We start from the raw sequence: 15,916 nt of genomic DNA on the forward strand, positions 1-15,916 counted from the left end.
CTTTCTATGTCTTCCGCTTTGTCTATTAATATACCCATATCATGGGGGGAGTTCAACTCTGATTGGCCGGGAACCAATTCTCGATAAGCGTGGCATACTCCCGTTCCGAATCGGCCTGCCGCCGCTCCACGCTTACAGCCTCCTGCTCCAGGCGCCGAAGCGTCGCCTGAACATGCCGGATTGCCTCTTCCATCCGTTCCAGCGAACGGTTAATCCGGCCCTGCACCATCCAATCGGTCAGGAATCCGTCGAATACATAGTCGGCGAAGGTAAGACCCGCGCCGATATCAACGGCCTGCGCCGTCTGCCGCAGCTTCTGCACGTCTTCCAGTTCCCGTCCGAAGCGGCGCAATCGGTGATTGGCATTGTGCAGCTCAGCCTTGGCATCGTCATAGCGGTTATGCTTGAGGTAGGTCGCAATCGTGCCGCCGCCGAGCATATCGTACCTTCCCCAATTGCGGGCGGAACGGAACTGTTCCTCGGCCCGCTTCAGGGCGCGCAGCGCGTCGCGGCCCGCCTGGATGGCCTCGTCCAGCTCGCGCTTCTCTGTCTGCAGCCGCGCCCGCCCCGAGATAATCGCGTCCAGCTCACCTGCTACGGCGCGGTCGCAGGCGCGGAGCTGGCGCTCCTTCTCCTCGATGGCCCGCTGCAGCTCCTCATCCGCCCCGCTGACGCCGATCAACTGGCGGCGCCATTCCGCCTCATCGGCCTCGGCCTGGCGGTAAGCATCCTGCGCCAGCTCATATTGCTCCTTGGCACGAACAGCCTCTTCCTCTTCCCGCTCGAGCTTGCGCTCCTTCTGTCCGAATAGCGTGAAGAAAAAATTCGCCATCGACCAGGAGCGCAGCCGTTCGACATCCTGTTCTTCCTCACGCCACCACTTTTCCAGCCGCTCCAGCTCCGCCTTGCACCGCTGACGCTCCCGCTTGGCCTCCTGCAGGCGCGTCTCGTACTTGTCCTGCAGCCTTCCGTTCAGCCGCGCCCGCTCAATGCGGCGCTGCAGTTCATGCCATGTCTGCATGCTGCCATCTCCTCCTCTTCCTGCATTCCTTACCTAATTTATACGAGAGGAACGCCGCACGGGATGCGGCCAAATCGCGCGAGGCAGGAGACAGGGGCAGGAGATAGCGCAGGCGACATGATTAGACGAGCATATTATACAGCGTCGCGTTTTTGTTCACTTCCACGTACTGGATGCCCCGCTTCTTCATCCGTTCGATAAGCGGCTTATAATCTTCGGTATGCTCCAGCTCAATGCCGACCAGGGCGAAGCCGTCATCCTTGTTATGCTTCTTGTTATATTCGAACCGGGTAATGTCATCATTCGGTCCGAGCACATCCTCCAGGAATTCGCGCAAAGCGCCGGCACGCTGCGGGAAGTTCACGATGAAGTAATGCTTCAGGCCTTCATACATGAGCGACCGTTCCTTAATCTCCTGCATCCGGTCAATATCGTTGTTGCCGCCGCTGATGACGCAGACGACATTTTTGCCGCGAATCTGATCCCGGTACAGATCGAGTGCCGCAACAGGCAACGATCCGGCTGGCTCCACGACAATCGCGCTCTCGTTGTAGAGCTGCAGGATGGTCGTGCAGGCTTTGCCTTCCGGCACGAGAATGACATCATCAAGCACCTGCGAGCAGATCTCGTAAGGAAGCTGCCCTACCCGCTTCACGGCGGCGCCGTCGACGAACTTGTCGATCGTCTCCAGCGTGAGCACTTCACGGCGTTCCAGCGCTGCCGTCATCGAGGCCGCCCCTTCCGGCTCCACGCCAATCACCCGGGTAGAGGGACTCACGGTCTTCACATACGTGCCCACGCCGGCCGCCAAGCCGCCGCCGCCAATCGTTACGAAGACATAGTCGGCCGGCACATCAAGCGACTCCATAATCTCCATGCCTACCGTGCCGCTGCCTGCAACGATATACGGATCATCGAAAGGATGAATGAAGGTGCTGCCGCTCTCTTCGCAAATGTTCATGGCCGCTTCATAGGCATCATCGAAAGTGTCCCCCGTCAAGACGACCTTGACGAACGATCCGCCGAAGCGCTTCACCTGGGTCACCTTTTGGCTCGGCGTCGTGGTTGGCATCACAATCGTGCCCTGAATCTGCAGCGCTTGGCACGAATAAGCGACTCCCTGAGCGTGGTTGCCCGCGCTGGCGCAGACGATTCCCTTCTGCAGCTCCTCTGCCGACAGATGGCGGATCATATTATAAGCGCCCCGGATTTTGAATGACCGGACGATCTGCAGATCCTCCCGCTTCAAATAGACATTGCATTGATATCTGGCGGATAAAATCGGGTCGCGCTGTAAAGGCGTCCGCACAATGACTTCCTTCAACACATGGTGGGCACGGACGATATGCTCCATCGTCACGGCCGGTGCAGGATGAGTCGTCTCCATGTCACATTCCTCACTTTCGGTCGGTATACAGTCTAGTGTTGGGCAATTGCCGGAAAAATAAAAAAACTCGCCCCTAAAAAGGGACGAGAGTTACCGTGGTACCACCCTTGTTCCGCCGAAGTCCGGATTCACTCCCGAATCCGCTTCTGCGGCGCTTGGCCGCGGCATTGCCGCGCATCCGGATAACGGCGGATGACCCGTCCGCGCTTACTGTCGGCCGCCAGGCGGCACAAGGTTCAGCACGGCATCTCGGAGAGGATATTCAGCTAGTCCAGACATCGACTCGCACCGGCCGTCGACTCTCTGCGGTCCGTATCCCAGCTTACTTGTTCTCGTCATCGATTCCAATACGGTTCATGAATTATATCCTATTATTATGAACATGCGTCCGGCTTCATGTCAATGGGCACGGTCATAATTTGTTCACCGTCCGTAAGATGCGGACATTCGGTTAGTCCTGGCCGACGGCAGCCTTAGCCGGCTGTGCGGGCTCCGCTGTCTTCCTCATCCGCAGAATCGGCAGCATGACGGCAATCCCGAACAGGAACAGAACGGCAGAGATCTCATACATGGTCGTAATGGAAGTCAAATTTTTGATCCATCCAGAGATCGACATCATGATAACCATCGCCCCCATGAACAGCGGCGTCAATATGCCGTTGACCCGGCCGATGAAGGACCCTTCCGTATTTTGCAGAATCATCGTGTTGATGCCGATCTGAATCGACGGCAGCATCAAGCCGCTGATGAACTGCGCTACGAGCGTAAGCCACAATTGAGTCGACATGCCGGCCATCAGAATGCCGATACTGCTGAACAGCATGCCGATCGCCAGCATATGCTGCGGCAGCAGCCGCTTCGATATGCCCATCGCGATGGCGCCGCCGATCATCATCGCCACGCCGTTCGTCATCATCAGATAACTCAAATTCTCCTTCGGCAGGCCAAGACGCTCCGTCACGAGAAAAGCCCCCATAGGCTGAATCATCCCGATCGCCAGCCCCGCGAAGGCGAAGCAGCCGCCAAGCGACTTCAGCAGCTTGCTTTTCATCACATAGCGCAAGCCGGCTCCAAGCTCATCCCATACCCGGGAATCCTGCTTCTTCGCTCCATCCTCCTGATTATCGCCAGGCAGGAACGTCAAGGCGATCGCCGACAACACGAAGGCCACTCCGGTCAGGACGAGCGATGTCGTAATGCCGTAATGCTGGAAGATCATCGTTCCGATAGCCGGACCGAGCACCATGAACAGCGCCACCATCGTCTGGAAGATGGACATCCCCGCCTGCATCATCTCGGCCGGAACATGCTGCTTGAACAGCTTCATGGATGAAGGCTGCGAGAACTGCGACAGAATGGCCGATACAAAGGTCGTGAAAAAAACGGCCTGCCACGATCCAAGCAGGATGGTCACCAGGACGGCGAATACGGATAAGGCGCTTAATATATCACACCATATCATGGTGCGCTTCGGGCGCCAACGGTCGGCGAAGGTTCCCCCGATGAACGAAAAGACGAAGATCGGAGCGAACTCTGCTACCGATATCATCGAGACCGCAAAGGCATCCCCGTTCGTCATCTCCATGACGAACAACAGCACCGCGAAGTTGCGGATCCAGATGCCGACTTGCATGAACAATCCCGCCATCATGATGGCTTGTACGAATCGGTTCCGGAACAGACTGAATACCGACTCGTTCTTCTTGTCAGTTGGTGCAGAATTCATGTTCATTTCCTCCCACTCTATCCTCAATGTGGATGGCTCCACTTTGGAATTTCTCTGAAAATGCCTGGTTTCTTCTCTCTGAACTCAAATAGTGTACTGTATCATCACCGCTTTTCGCAATCTTTTTGTTTCAAAAATTTTGTGTAGATGTTGGGTGCGGGACCAGCGATGTGATCCACTCCCGTTAAGGCGTTCCGGAGCGAGGAATCCAGCCGCGGCTTCTCGCTGCAGCATCGCTTCCGGACGGCCTTCAGCCATAATTCAGTGTACCGGAAAAGCGGGCATGGCTGCATCCGCAACCAGCAGGAACTTATGCTGCTTCCCTGAAATGAATATAGGCTTGGCCTACAGATGGATAGCCTCTCCGTCTCCGGACTGATCCGTTCGACTCGAGGAACGGCCCTGCCATCGCGATGTCGTTGGTTGCTGTGTGTGAGCATGCCCGCAGAACGCTATATTTAAGGAAGAGAGGCGATCCGAGAACAAGATCAAGACCTGACTGTCATAAAATGGATTACGGGAAACGTTATACATTACTCTGGTAACGTGGTAATGTTTTAATTAATTATTATCATCAAGTGAGGTTGATCTTTTACATGAATGCGGTTCTTCTCTCTCTCGCGGTATTATTCGGATTAAGCCTGCTGCGAGTCCATGTCGTCCTCGCCCTGCTCGTGTCCGCCATCATCGGCGGCTGGTCCGGAGGGATGCCGATCTCGGACACGATCGCTGCCTTCTCCGAAGGGCTGAAGGACAACGCCGGCATTGCGCTAAGCTATGCCTTGCTCGGCGCATTCGCCGCCGGGCTGGCCGAGACGGGGCTGCCTGAACGTCTGGTGCGCCGCGCGGTGCGGCTCGTCCGGGCCCGATCGGACAGCGGCCCGGTTCGCGCCTCCGTCCGGTACGGCGTATTGGCCGCGATCGCAGGCATCGCCTGCCTGTCGCAAAATGCGGTGCCCGTTCATATCGCCTTCATTCCCGTCCTTATCCCGCCGCTCCTCATGCTGTTCAATGCGGCGCGGCTGGACCGGCGGGCCGTCGCGTGCGCGCTCACATTCGGGCTGATCACGCCCTATATGCTTCTGCCGGTCGGCTTCGGTGCCATCTTCCACGATATCGTGGCAAGCAATATGACGCAGAACGGCCTGGCCGTCGATGCTTCCCTGCTGCCGAAGGCGATGCTGCTTCCGGCGCTCGGGATGATTGCGGGCCTGCTGTTCGCTATGATGATCAGCTACCGCAAGCCGCGGGACTATGCCGAGGGGGCTGCGCCCCAGCCCCAGCCGACTGCCGCACCCGATGGGGCCCCCCCTGCCGCCCGCAGCTTCGCTGCCGGAGCCGGCATCGCGGCCATCGCGGCCATGCTCGCCGTGCAATTAAGCACGGGCTCGATGATCTACGGCGCGGCCGCCGGGCTGGCCGTGCTGCTGCTCTCGCGCGTCATGCCGCGCGGCCGGGCCGATCGCGTCCTCTCCGACGGCATGCGGTCGATGGCCTACATCGGCTTCGTCATGATGTCGGCGGCCGGCCTCGGCGCGGTGCTGCGCGAGACCGGCCACATCGAGTCGCTCGTGAAGGAGGCCGTCAGCATGGTCGGCGACAACCGGGCGCTGGCAGCCATCCTGATGCTTGCCATCGGGCTGCTCGTCACGCTCGGCATCGGCTCGTCGTTCTCGACGATTCCGCTGATCGCGACCGTCTTCGTGCCGCTGTGCGTCGAGCTCGGCTTCAGCCCGCTGGCGACGATATCGCTCATCGGCACGGCTGCCGCACTGGGCGATGCCGGGTCTCCGGCTTCGGACAGCACCCTGGGCCCGACCGCCGGCCTGAACGCCGACGGACAGCATGATCATATATGGGACACTTGCGTGCCGACCTTCCTGCACTACAACGTGCCCCTCCTGCTGTTCGGCTTCCTCGCAGCCATGATGCTGTAGGCTGGATGGAGCCCCCGGGTCGCACGGAAGAGCCTGCTGCGCAAGGTCCTGGCTCGCAGCGCAGGCGCCTGGCAAGGCAGGCTCCTAGCTCCCGGGGCAGCTCCTCGCTGGCAAGCTCTCGCTTAGCTTGCGCAGCCAGGGCTATACGCCGTAGCAGCGCTTCGCGTTGGCTCGCAGCAGCGCCGCGGCCTCGCCGAACTCCAGGCGCTGGAGCGCGGCCCATGACGCGGCGACGTCGCGTACCATCAGCGGGAGCGTGATCTGCCCCGCAAATGGCCCTTCGAACGGCCAGGGGCCGTCCGTCTCCGTCATGACGCGGTCGGCCGGGTAGCGAAGCGCCAGCTCCCGGATCTCGGCCTCATAGGCAAGGTCCGGCGTGAACGAGATATAGTAACCGTTCCCGGCCATCCGCTCCGTCGTCTTCACGTCTCCCTTGAACCAATGGAAGTGGGCCATGCGCACACTGTACCGTTCCAGCAGATCGATGACGAGCGGCGCGTCGTCGTAGACCGCGTGCAGCACGAGCGGCTTATCCCACGCGGCAGCCCGCTGCACGAAGGCCTCCAGCAGCTCCAGATAAGCGCCGCCGGGGAAGGCTGCCTCGCTGTCCCCGGCGCGTAGGGCTTCCTGCCGCATATAATAGGGCAGGCCGACCTCGCCGATGGCGATCATCGCATCGCGGCGCTCGTCCATCCATTGCAGGAGCGCGCTCCGCTCCTGTTCCGAAGGCAGCGGCTGCTCCGGGTGGAAGCCGTACGCGGGGTGAACCCGCCCCGGATACCGCTCCGCCCAGCGCTGCACCTCGCGGCACGAGGCCGCATCCATCGACACGGCGATGACGCCGTCCAGTTCTTTCGCCTCCAGCGATTGCTCCAGCAGCGGCCGCTGCTCAGGGCCATATCCGTCGAGATGGATATGGGCATCCATGAAGCGGAGCCGCTCCGTGTTCATGGCAGTGTATCTTCCTTCCATTGTCCGCACATCTCCTCTTCCTAGTATGCATAGATGCCGGAAAACGGGGTTATCGTACGGGGAGGCAGTACGTGATTACCGTGCGTGAATGCCGTGCGCAGCTGCCAAAAGCAGCCGCCGAACGTACCTGCCGTACGTGATTACCGTCCGAGCAGCGAACCCCGCCCCCTTATGTTCCGGCTGATTCTAACTGAGTAGATTCATTTTAAACAGTTCGACTTATCTAATACTGCAAGAACGCAGTATTTTACACCGAAAACACTTCTAAATAAAGAAACTCCTGCAAAACTACATCAATTCCGTCGAATATAGGTCATTTGGGGCTGCACCTGGGAAAAATCATGTAATTTTGCAGGAATGCCATTGCAGCGATATTACCTCAAAAATAATGCTGCAATATTGCAGGATTGCTGCGGGTTGGCACGTTATGGGGGCGGATGAGACAGTATACGATCCAGACAGGCCAGCATGCGGTAGGTACATGACAGTAACTGATGCAGACAACGCAGCACGCCGCACAGGCAAAACAGTCACGCTCCAGACAGCGCAGCATACCGCACAGGTAAAACAGTCACGCTCCAGACAGCGCAGCACGCCGCACTGGCAAAACAGTCATGATCCAGACAGCGCAGCAGGCCGCATAGGCAAGACACAGTATGCGGTACTAGCCAACCTTCATCACCCGATACTCCCGATACTAAAAAAAACGCTGCGCTCCCATTCAGGCAGCGCAGCGATCAACGGCTGCAGCGATAAGCACCGGTCCTGCTCAGGACACCGCTTCTTCCGATTTGGCGCCGGAGCCCTTGCCGGCGGCATCGTCCATCATGCGCGCCTTGCCCATCAAGGCGATGCAGATGAGCGCCAGGCCGACCGGAATCAAGGCCCAGGTGAAGATGCCGCCGATCGAGTCGGCCAACGCCGCTGCCATGCTCTCCTTGACCTCCGGAGGCAGGTTGGCGCTGCCTCCGCCGCGCAGCAGCTCCTCCGGCATGATGTCGGCTGGCATCGCTCCGCCCGGCATCATGTCCTTCAGCCGTCCGCTGAACAAGGAAGATTGCAGCGAGCCGAAGACCGTAATCCCGATCGTCATGCCGAGCGAACGGCAGAAGGACGAAGTCGAGTTCGCCGTTCCGCGCTGGTGGTAGCTCATCCCATGCATGGAAGCCATCCCGAGCAAGGAAAAGGAGAAGCCGACCCCGAGTCCGGTCAGCACCATGTACAAGGTGATCAATGCGCGCGGCGTATCCGCAGACAATGTGCTAAGCGACACGATGCCTGCCGTGAACAGAATGCCCGAGACGATCATCAGCTTGCGGAAGCTCGTCTTCGCGGCCAGAATTCCGCCGATCGAGCTCGTCACGACGGAACCGATCATCATCGGCGTCAGCACGAGACCGCTATTCGTGGCCGACCCGCCGTACACGCCCTGCACGAACATCGGAATATAGACCGTCGCGATGACGAACGTGACGCCGTAGAAAAAAGCGACCCCTTGGCTGGAGGCGAACAGCCGACGCCGGAAGAGAGCGAAGGAGATAATCGGCTCCTTCGCATTCAGTTCGAACAAAATGAACGCGATCAGGAAGATGGCGAAGGAGGCAAATAACCCGATGATGAATAAAGAGTTCCATTCATATCCCTCCTTGCCGCCCAACTCCAGCGCGAACATCAGGCTGACGACGGCGACCACCAACGTAACCGCGCCGCCCCAGTCAATGCGCTGCTTCGACTTCGCCGCACTCTCCCGATAGAACTGGGCAATCAGCCACAAAGATACAATGCCGAGAGGCAGGTTGATGTAGAACACCCACTCCCAGCCGATATATTCGGTAATATAAGCGCCGAGCAGCGGCCCCGCCACACTGGAAATGCCGAACACCGCTCCGAACATGCCGGTCATTTTGCCGCGTTGCTCTAACGGAAAGACATCATAAATAATCGTAAAAGCGATAGGCATCAGGGCGCCGCCGCCAATTCCCTGGATGGCGCGGTAGATCGCCAGCATCATGATGCTGTCTGCCGTCCCGCACAGCATGCTGCCGGCCAGGAAGACGATCAGGCCGAAAATGTAAAACCGCTTGCGGCCGTACATATCGGACAGCTTCCCGAAGATCGGCATACCCGCCATGGTCGCGACCATATACGCCGAGGTGACCCAGACATACAGCTCGAAGCCTCCCAACTGGCCGACGATCGTCGGCATCGCTGTCGCGACGATCGTATTGTCCATCGCTGCCATCAGAATCCCGAGCAGGAGTGCTGCCACCACCAAGCTCAAGTTGCTCTTGTGAGCCACTATATCTCATTTCCCTCCTTGTATGTACCGCACCGGCTTCGGAAGCCGGTCCTGATTCACCCGCTATCACTTCGCTGCCGAAGCCGGGATAACTTATTATATAGCGTCAACTTTCCATTTACCAGTAAAAGTTATTCGCCTGAATTTGCCACAAAAGATGGAAATTCCTTAACGAGAGAATCTGAGAAAATCTGCGAGAATCAGGTTTATGTTCCCCCTTCCCAAGCCAAAGAGGGACGGCTCTCGCCGTCCCTCTGCCCTTATTGAAGATTCCCTCCGCCTGTCCCCTGCCGCTGCGCCTCCTGGAGCAGCCCGGCAAGCTCCCGCTTCAAGCGGAGAAAAGAATCCTCCCCCGTAAGCGCCTCGCGCCGCGGACGCGGGAACGGTACAGCCACCTCCCGCAGCACGCGCGCGGGCCGGCTTGAGAATACAAAGATCGTATCGGAGAGCAGCAGCGCTTCCTCGATACTGTGCGTAATGAACAGCACGGAGCGCCGGTGCTGCTCCCACAGGCCGATGAGCCAGCGCTGCATCTCGCTGCGGGTTAAGGCGTCGAGCGCGCTGAACGGCTCGTCGAGCAGCATCAGCTCATGCGGGCTCATCAGAGCGCGCAGGAACGCGACGCGCTGCTGCATGCCGCCGGACAGCTCGTGCGGATACGCCCGCTCATAGCCGGACAAGCCGATATTCGCCAGCCATTGCCGCGCCTCCGCGCGGGCCTCCTTCTTCGGCCGGCCGCCAATTTCCTGGGCCAGCATGACGTTCTGCTCCACTGTCCGCCATGGGAAGAGCGCCGGCTGCTGAGGCATGTAGCCGACATGTCCCGTCCGGCCCGCTACCTCTTGCCCGTTCATCCGGATATGGCCGCCATCCGGTCGCAGCAACCCTCCGATCAGATGGAACAAGGTGCTTTTGCCGGAGCCGGAGGGGCCGATGATGGAGACGAATTGGCCCTGCTTCACCTGCAGCGACACGTGGTCCAGCACCTGCAGCCGTCCTTCGCCGCGGCCGTTCGTCCCCGGATAGGACATGTCGACCTCGTCCAGCTCCAGAGCAGGCGGCGGCGCGGAAGCCAGCCCGGCAGCTTCTCCGAGTGGTTCGGCCAAGTTGGCCATTGCCTTCATAGCGCTTCCCTCCCTCATTTCTCGTACTCCTCGGGCCGCCAGCGGATGACCATCCGCTCCAGCAGGCGAATCGCTCCGAACATCGCCAGACTGAGCAGAATGATGACGACGATGCCGAGGAACATCCGGTCGACGCGGTAGGCCGCTTTTTGCAGCATCATATAATAGCCGATGCCCCGATCCGTTCCGAGCCATTCCGCGATCACCGCTCCCATCACGCTGTAGGTGGCGGCGATCTTCAAGCCCGAGAAGACGGAGGGCAGCGCGTGCGGCAGCTCCAGCTTCCAGAACAGCTGCGCCCGGGTCGCCCCCGTCATGCGCATATAATGAAGCATCGTCCGATCCGTCTGGGTCAGGCCGTCCAGGGCGGCGACACAGACCGGGAAGAAGCAGACGAGCGCGATGACGACTACCTTCGGCAGCAGGCCAAAGCCGAACCACAGCATCAGCAAGGGCAGCAGCGCAATCGTCGGCACGTTCTGGCTCAATATAATGAGCGGATAGATCGCGCGCTTCAGCCAAGGAAGGGGATGGAGCAGGCAAGCGAGCGCCAGGCCGATCCCCGCTCCGGTTCCGAAGCCGATCAGCATCAGCTTCAGGGTAGCCAGCGCGTGCAGCAGAATGCCGCTGCCGTTGGCCGCCGCTTCCCGCGCAATATCAAGCGGGCTCGGAAGCATCCATTTCTCCACATCGAACAGCATGACGCCAATCTGCCACGCCAAGATGAACAGCAGCAGGGCCGCCACGGGCGGTCCCGCCGTTGCAAGCCGTCTTTTCATCCCGCCGCCACCTTCCTGCACGTTCCTGCCGCACCTATGCCGTTCTTCCTCCTCATGCCAACTCCTCCTCTCGCTGCTGATCCCGCTCTTTATGCCGATCCCGGCTCGAATCATTCGTCCCGGAGAGGGCACACCCTTGCACGGATTATCCGCCCTCAATTATCTAACGCCATCATCGCCCGCTGTCATCGCCCGTTCCCTGAGCAGCGTCTGCCTCAGGCTTCAGGCAGGAACTCATTCGTGAACGCCTTGTCGATATCGATTGGCTTCTCCATCAGCTTGTTCTGCAGGAGCCAGTTCGTATAGTTATCCCACACTTCCCGCTTCTGCTCTCCCCAACGCGGGGCATCGTCGCGGTATTTCGGGCTGAGCCAGCGCTGGCTGGCCATAACCAGCTCCTTGTCCAGGTCAGGCACCTGCTTCAATAAAATCTCTGCCGCCTGCTCCGGATTGTCAATCGCATACTGATATCCCCGGGAGACCGCCCGCATGAATGCCTTGACCAGCTCGGGATCGGACTCGATCAGCTTCTCGCTTGTGGCGATGACCGGGGTGTAGTAGTCGAGCGCATCCGAATATTGATTGACATACATCATATCGATCGGCTCGTTGCGCAGCTCGGCCTCAATGCCCGTCCACCCGTAGAAGATCCAGGCGAAATCAATATCTTTTTTGACCGCCGTAAAAAAGTCGGCAGAGCCCATATTGATATTCTTGATCTTGTCGTAGTCGGCGCCCTCCTGCTGCATGAGCGTCCGCAGCACCATTTCTTCCACGGGCGAGCCCCAGCCCCCGTACGTCTTGCCTTCGAAATCTTGTGGCGACGTAATATGCTTGTCCTTCGGGGCAGCGAACCCGGACGTATTATGTTGAATAATGGCCGCCAGAGATACGATCGGCACATTCTGCGTGCGCGCCAGCGTAATGCTTTCTTGCACGCTGACCCCGAATTGCGCGGCGCCGGACGCGATCATCGCATCGGCTCCGCCCGTGCCGGGCTGGATAATGTTCACTTTTAGCCCTTCCGCTTCGAAGTACCCCTCTTGCTGGGCGACATACACCCCGGTATGGTTCGTGTTCGGCGTCCATTCCAGCACGAACGTAATCTCGCGCAGTTCCTTCGGCGCTTCGGCGCCTTGCCCCCCGTCTCCTTGCGGCGTCGGGGCAGCGCCTCCTCCCCCGCAGGCTGTCAACATGAACATGAGCGCCAAGGCAAGTCCAAGCGCTCCTCTTTTTACTGCACGCATGCTTCTCATCCTTCTTCCTCTTCCCCTTTCCGATTCGCCCGTCAGACGGGCGGTACAGATGGCCATGCTCTCTATCTGGCAAAAGATCGGTTGACCCGGCAAGAATACGCCCTGCCAAGGCCCCTCCCTCTTGAGCGGCCGCGTAAGACATTGCGCGGATCCAAAAAAGCGCCCCTCATCGGGGCGCTTACGCTATCCATTACCTATGCGCATGCATGGCGGCAGATCGAACTGAACGGCGCGTTCCATGCAAGAGCAATCCGTCTGCACGACCGCGTCTTGAACACGAATGCGGTGCATCGGAATCTCCGACCACAAAGGAACACACCCACCGTTCGGCGTGGTGCGACGCCATTCTCATTCCTACGCTGGCATTACCCAGATCAGGTGTAAGGGTCAGTATCTTCACGGGATACGATCTCAGCCGGCCTTATTCCAGCCCCCCCTAGTATGCATATTCAGTTGCCGTGTCACCTGCAATTATATCCCTGCTTCGCTCCCTTGTCCAGTCGTTAGGCAGCACCAGAAGCGCATGTTCCATGCCTGCCCTGTGACGAAGCACATAGCGAGCCGCCTTCAGCTCGGTTACCATATCCCCGGGAGGGATGTCTTTATGAAAAAACGACTTGTATGGGTTGGAGCAACCGCGATCGCCCTCATCTTCGGAACTGCGGTATATGCTTCCGGTTCCGGCAGCGACGGCAGCGGCTACGACCAAATGCTCCCCCATATGAAGCAGATGCACCCGGACATGACCGATACCCAGCTGGAGCAAATGGTTCAACACTGCCACGGCGCGGATCGCGAAGCTGTCCGCAGCCAAGGCATGATGCGCAGGGGCATGATGCATGATCAGATGATGCAGAACCGACACTGGTATTGATTGGTTCATCAATCATCAAATGAAGCAAGGGGTTCCAGCCGGGAATAGACGGAGGAACCCCTTTTTGGTGCGGTGAACAGGGACATGGACTGCGCTAACGGGGTTTTGACGTTCTGCTATGAACGGACTTTCTCCAGAAAACGTTCCATGTGAAACATGGCGCAATTTGTCAAAAATGCTCGCCGGCCAGCCTGTCTTTTTCCATTCACAAAAAAGCCGCCCGACTCCGCATCTTGTGTGCGAAGCCAGGCGGGTATCTCTCCTGCAACTAATCATCTGTCCATGCTGCGTTCCGCGCCAGCGGACGATTCCATTCCCGGCACGCGGAAGCTTCTCGCCCAATACAAAAACGGCGTTGACGCTACCGACAGCAGCAGCTTGACGACATAGGTCGTCAACAAAATTTGAATCCACACATCCCATTCGTAATAGCCGGCAAACGCGATCGTGCAGAAGACGAGCGAGTCCGCCAATTGGCTGATTCCCGTGCTCCAGTTGCTGCGAATCCATAGCTGGCCCGACTTGGGAAACCGTTCCCGCAGCATGCTGAACAGCTTGACGTCGAGAAATTGACTGACGAGATAGGCAGTCAGGCTTCCTGCGGCGACCCGCGGCATCAAGTCGAAAATATGCGCCAGCGACGCCTGCGCCGTCTGGGCAATCTCATCTCCTTGCGGAATGAAGGCCAGGGCCATCTGCATGATAATCGTCGTCATGATGAGCATGAAAAATCCAAACCAAACCGCGCGGCGCGCTTCCTTCGGTCCATATTTCTCGTTCAGCAGATCCGAGGTCATGAACAGGCTGGCATTGGCCGCGTTCCCCAGCGTCATCACGATGCCGAACATCTCGATCGTCTTGCCGACCTGAATATTGGCGACGATGGTCATGACGCCGACCCAGGCGAACAAGCCATTCTTGCCGAACAAACGGTAGCACAGCAGAAAAAAGCCGAAATTGGCAAGGACAAACAATATCCCCCATATAAAATTGAACATTCGGTATTCCCCCTAGTTTTGATTACGCGGGATGGTTGCGAACCGCGGTGTGATGGCACACAGGGGTATACTTTACCATAGACCAGGTCAATTGCCAATGCCCACAACTCCCTGCTTTCCTTCCCTCACTCTCCTCGTCCGGCCTGCCGCCCGTCATTTGCGCAGCAGTTTATTCGCCTTGTCCGTCGCCGCCTGCAGCGCTTCGTCGGGTGTCGCCTGGCCGAGGATGACCCGTTGAATCTCGGTCATGATGACCTCCTGCAATTCCTTATAACCGGGGACCATCGGACGCGCCTTGCCATATTGGAGCTGATCGATCGCGACCTTGAAGTTCGGATCTTTGACAAAGGCCTCTTTCAAGGTGTCCGACTCCAGCGCGGCCTTGCTGACCGGCATATACCCCGAGCCTTGGGACCAGCGAATCGTCTGCTCCGGAGCGGTCATCCACTGAATGAACTTCCACGCCGCCTGCTTCTTCTCCGGGGACGATGCCGCCAGCACGGCCAGGTTCGCGCCGCCCGTCGGAGCGCCATAGTCCTTGTTAGCCGGCAGGAAGGCGGTCCCGACCTCGAATCCGGCCGTCTCCTTCAAGCCCTTCAGATCGCCCGTCGACGTGAAGATCATGGCTACCTGCCTGTTGACGAAGTCCTGCTTAGCCACGTCCCAGGCGTTGTATTTCTCGCCCGGCGGATTCTTCATGATGCCTTCCTTAATCATGCGCGACCAGAATTCGAGCGGCGCCTTCCCCGCTTCGTTCAAAAGCGCAAGCTGCTTATTGTCCTCCGTCAATATGCTGCCGCCGCTCTGAAATACAAGCGCTTCATAGAACCAGATGTCGATCGGCGTGGAGAAGCCGTAGCGAACCGTCTTCCCCCCTTCCTGCTTCGTCAGCTTGCGGGCGAATTCCTCCAGCTCCGCCCATGTCTTCGGGCCCTCCGGGTTGAGCCCCGCCTCCTTCAGAAGCGTCTTGTTCACGTAGAGCAAAGGCGTCGAACGGTTGAAGGGGATGGCGTACAGCTCATCCTTCCAGTAGGAGTTGCCCATCAGCCCGTCGATATAGTCTGTCTCCGCGCCTTGCGTATACGGCGACAACGGCTCGATAACGCCCGCGTCCGCGAACGCCCCGACCGAAGCGACCTCGATCATCGTGACATCAGGTTGATTGCCTGCCGCGACGGCGGCCAGCACCTTGGAATGGTTCGTATAATAATCGCCCTGATAGGCCGGTCGGACGAACACTTGATCCTGAGACGCATTGTAGTCAGCCGTCATCGCTTCAATCAGTTCGCCATTCGCCCCGCCCAGGGAGTACCAGAAGTCAATCTCTACAGACGTGCCAGCAGCCGGTTCGGAAGCGGTCTGCGCCGCCGGCGCCGGGGCAAGGCCCCCTTTCTGAGAATCCGCTCCGCTTCCCGAGGACGTGCCTGCTGCCGTCCCGCCGCAGCCGGACAACAATGCCGCCGTCCCCATCATCATCGCCAGCACGGCTGACAGCATTCGCTTCCCACGATAGACCTTCGAATTCATCCTTCTTCATCTCCTT

The 15,916-nt window shown here is 58.8% G+C and carries 12 protein-coding genes, 1 riboswitch and 1 other annotated feature; of the genes, 2 read left to right on the forward strand and 10 right to left on the reverse strand.

The window, feature by feature from the left end:
- Positions 1–52: 52 nt before the first annotated feature.
- From FLT43_RS15230 to FLT43_RS15240, 3 genes are all read right to left on the reverse strand, one after another.
- Complete coding sequence (locus FLT43_RS15230) at positions 53–1,021, reverse strand: hypothetical protein (protein WP_087444434.1); 969 nt, start codon at positions 1,019–1,021, stop codon at positions 53–55.
- A 121-nt stretch (positions 1,022–1,142) separates the two neighbouring features.
- Complete coding sequence (gene ilvA / locus FLT43_RS15235) at positions 1,143–2,408, reverse strand: threonine ammonia-lyase IlvA (RefSeq protein ID WP_087444435.1); 1,266 nt, start codon at positions 2,406–2,408, stop codon at positions 1,143–1,145.
- Positions 2,409–2,484: 76 nt separating this feature from the next.
- Positions 2,485–2,756 (reverse strand) — a binding site (T-box leader).
- 103 nt (positions 2,757–2,859) lie between these two features.
- Entirely contained in the window at positions 2,860–4,134 is a 1,275-nt protein-coding gene (locus FLT43_RS15240) for an MFS transporter (RefSeq protein WP_087444436.1), read from the reverse strand.
- Between the two features lie 596 nt (positions 4,135–4,730).
- On the opposite strand from FLT43_RS15240, the gene FLT43_RS15245 reads away from it, so the two are divergent.
- Positions 4,731–6,071 (forward strand): Na+/H+ antiporter family protein, encoded by a 1,341-nt coding sequence (locus FLT43_RS15245; RefSeq protein ID WP_087444437.1) that lies wholly within the window; start codon positions 4,731–4,733, stop codon positions 6,069–6,071.
- 141 nt (positions 6,072–6,212) lie between these two features.
- On the opposite strand, the gene FLT43_RS15250 is transcribed toward FLT43_RS15245, so the two are convergent.
- The 5 genes from FLT43_RS15250 to FLT43_RS15270 form a co-directional block, all read right to left on the reverse strand.
- Positions 6,213–7,043: a TatD family hydrolase gene (locus FLT43_RS15250; protein ID WP_087444438.1), complete on the reverse strand. Its 831-nt coding sequence runs from the start codon at positions 7,041–7,043 to the stop codon at positions 6,213–6,215.
- A gap of 769 nt (positions 7,044–7,812) precedes the next feature.
- On the reverse strand, positions 7,813–9,345 hold the full coding sequence (locus tag FLT43_RS15255; protein WP_087444439.1) for an MDR family MFS transporter: 1,533 nt from the start codon (positions 9,343–9,345) through the stop codon (positions 7,813–7,815).
- 257 nt (positions 9,346–9,602) lie between these two features.
- Positions 9,603–10,466, reverse strand: a complete 864-nt coding sequence (locus FLT43_RS15260; protein ID WP_087444476.1) for an ABC transporter ATP-binding protein — start codon at positions 10,464–10,466, stop codon at positions 9,603–9,605.
- A 14-nt stretch (positions 10,467–10,480) separates the two neighbouring features.
- A complete protein-coding gene (locus FLT43_RS15265) occupies positions 10,481–11,245 on the reverse strand; it encodes an ABC transporter permease (protein WP_087444440.1) in 765 nt (254 codons plus the stop codon).
- A 215-nt stretch (positions 11,246–11,460) separates the two neighbouring features.
- Positions 11,461–12,492, reverse strand: coding sequence for an ABC transporter substrate-binding protein (locus FLT43_RS15270; RefSeq protein ID WP_087444477.1), 1,032 nt, complete (start codon positions 12,490–12,492; stop codon positions 11,461–11,463).
- Between the two features lie 343 nt (positions 12,493–12,835).
- A riboswitch (TPP riboswitch) is annotated at positions 12,836–12,948 on the reverse strand.
- 157 nt (positions 12,949–13,105) lie between these two features.
- On the opposite strand from FLT43_RS15270, the gene FLT43_RS15275 reads away from it, so the two are divergent.
- A complete protein-coding gene (locus FLT43_RS15275) occupies positions 13,106–13,375 on the forward strand; it encodes an FAD/FMN-containing dehydrogenase (protein WP_115057805.1) in 270 nt (89 codons plus the stop codon).
- 272 nt (positions 13,376–13,647) lie between these two features.
- Here the strand turns inward: FLT43_RS15275 and FLT43_RS15280 are convergent, their stop codons facing one another.
- Positions 13,648–14,373: a queuosine precursor transporter gene (locus FLT43_RS15280; protein ID WP_087444442.1), complete on the reverse strand. Its 726-nt coding sequence runs from the start codon at positions 14,371–14,373 to the stop codon at positions 13,648–13,650.
- Positions 14,374–14,526: 153 nt separating this feature from the next.
- Complete coding sequence (locus FLT43_RS15285) at positions 14,527–15,900, reverse strand: ABC transporter substrate-binding protein (protein WP_087444443.1); 1,374 nt, start codon at positions 15,898–15,900, stop codon at positions 14,527–14,529.
- Positions 15,901–15,916 lie beyond the last annotated feature (16 nt).

Source organism: Paenibacillus thiaminolyticus (genome assembly GCF_007066085.1).
GTDB lineage: Bacteria > Bacillota > Bacilli > Paenibacillales > Paenibacillaceae > Paenibacillus_B > Paenibacillus_B thiaminolyticus.

Bases quoted from the DNA above. Each gene is read 5' to 3' on its own strand.
- FLT43_RS15230 (WP_087444434.1), bottom strand. From the start codon at position 1,021: ATGCAGACATGGCATGAACTGCAGCGCCGCATTGAGCGGGCGCGGCTG.
- ilvA (WP_087444435.1), bottom strand. From the start codon at position 2,408: ATGGAGACGACTCATCCTGCACCGGCCGTGACGATGGAGCATATCGTC.
- FLT43_RS15240 (WP_087444436.1), bottom strand. From the start codon at position 4,134: ATGAATTCTGCACCAACTGACAAGAAGAACGAGTCGGTATTCAGTCTG.
- FLT43_RS15245 (WP_087444437.1), top strand. From the start codon at position 4,731: ATGAATGCGGTTCTTCTCTCTCTCGCGGTATTATTCGGATTAAGCCTG.
- FLT43_RS15250 (WP_087444438.1), bottom strand. From the start codon at position 7,043: ATGGAAGGAAGATACACTGCCATGAACACGGAGCGGCTCCGCTTCATG.
- FLT43_RS15260 (WP_087444476.1), bottom strand. From the start codon at position 10,466: ATGAAGGCAATGGCCAACTTGGCCGAACCACTCGGAGAAGCTGCCGGG.
- FLT43_RS15265 (WP_087444440.1), bottom strand. From the start codon at position 11,245: ATGAAAAGACGGCTTGCAACGGCGGGACCGCCCGTGGCGGCCCTGCTG.
- FLT43_RS15270 (WP_087444477.1), bottom strand. From the start codon at position 12,492: ATGCGTGCAGTAAAAAGAGGAGCGCTTGGACTTGCCTTGGCGCTCATG.
- FLT43_RS15275 (WP_115057805.1), top strand. From the start codon at position 13,106: ATGAAAAAACGACTTGTATGGGTTGGAGCAACCGCGATCGCCCTCATC.
- FLT43_RS15280 (WP_087444442.1), bottom strand. From the start codon at position 14,373: ATGTTCAATTTTATATGGGGGATATTGTTTGTCCTTGCCAATTTCGGC.
- FLT43_RS15285 (WP_087444443.1), bottom strand. From the start codon at position 15,900: ATGAATTCGAAGGTCTATCGTGGGAAGCGAATGCTGTCAGCCGTGCTG.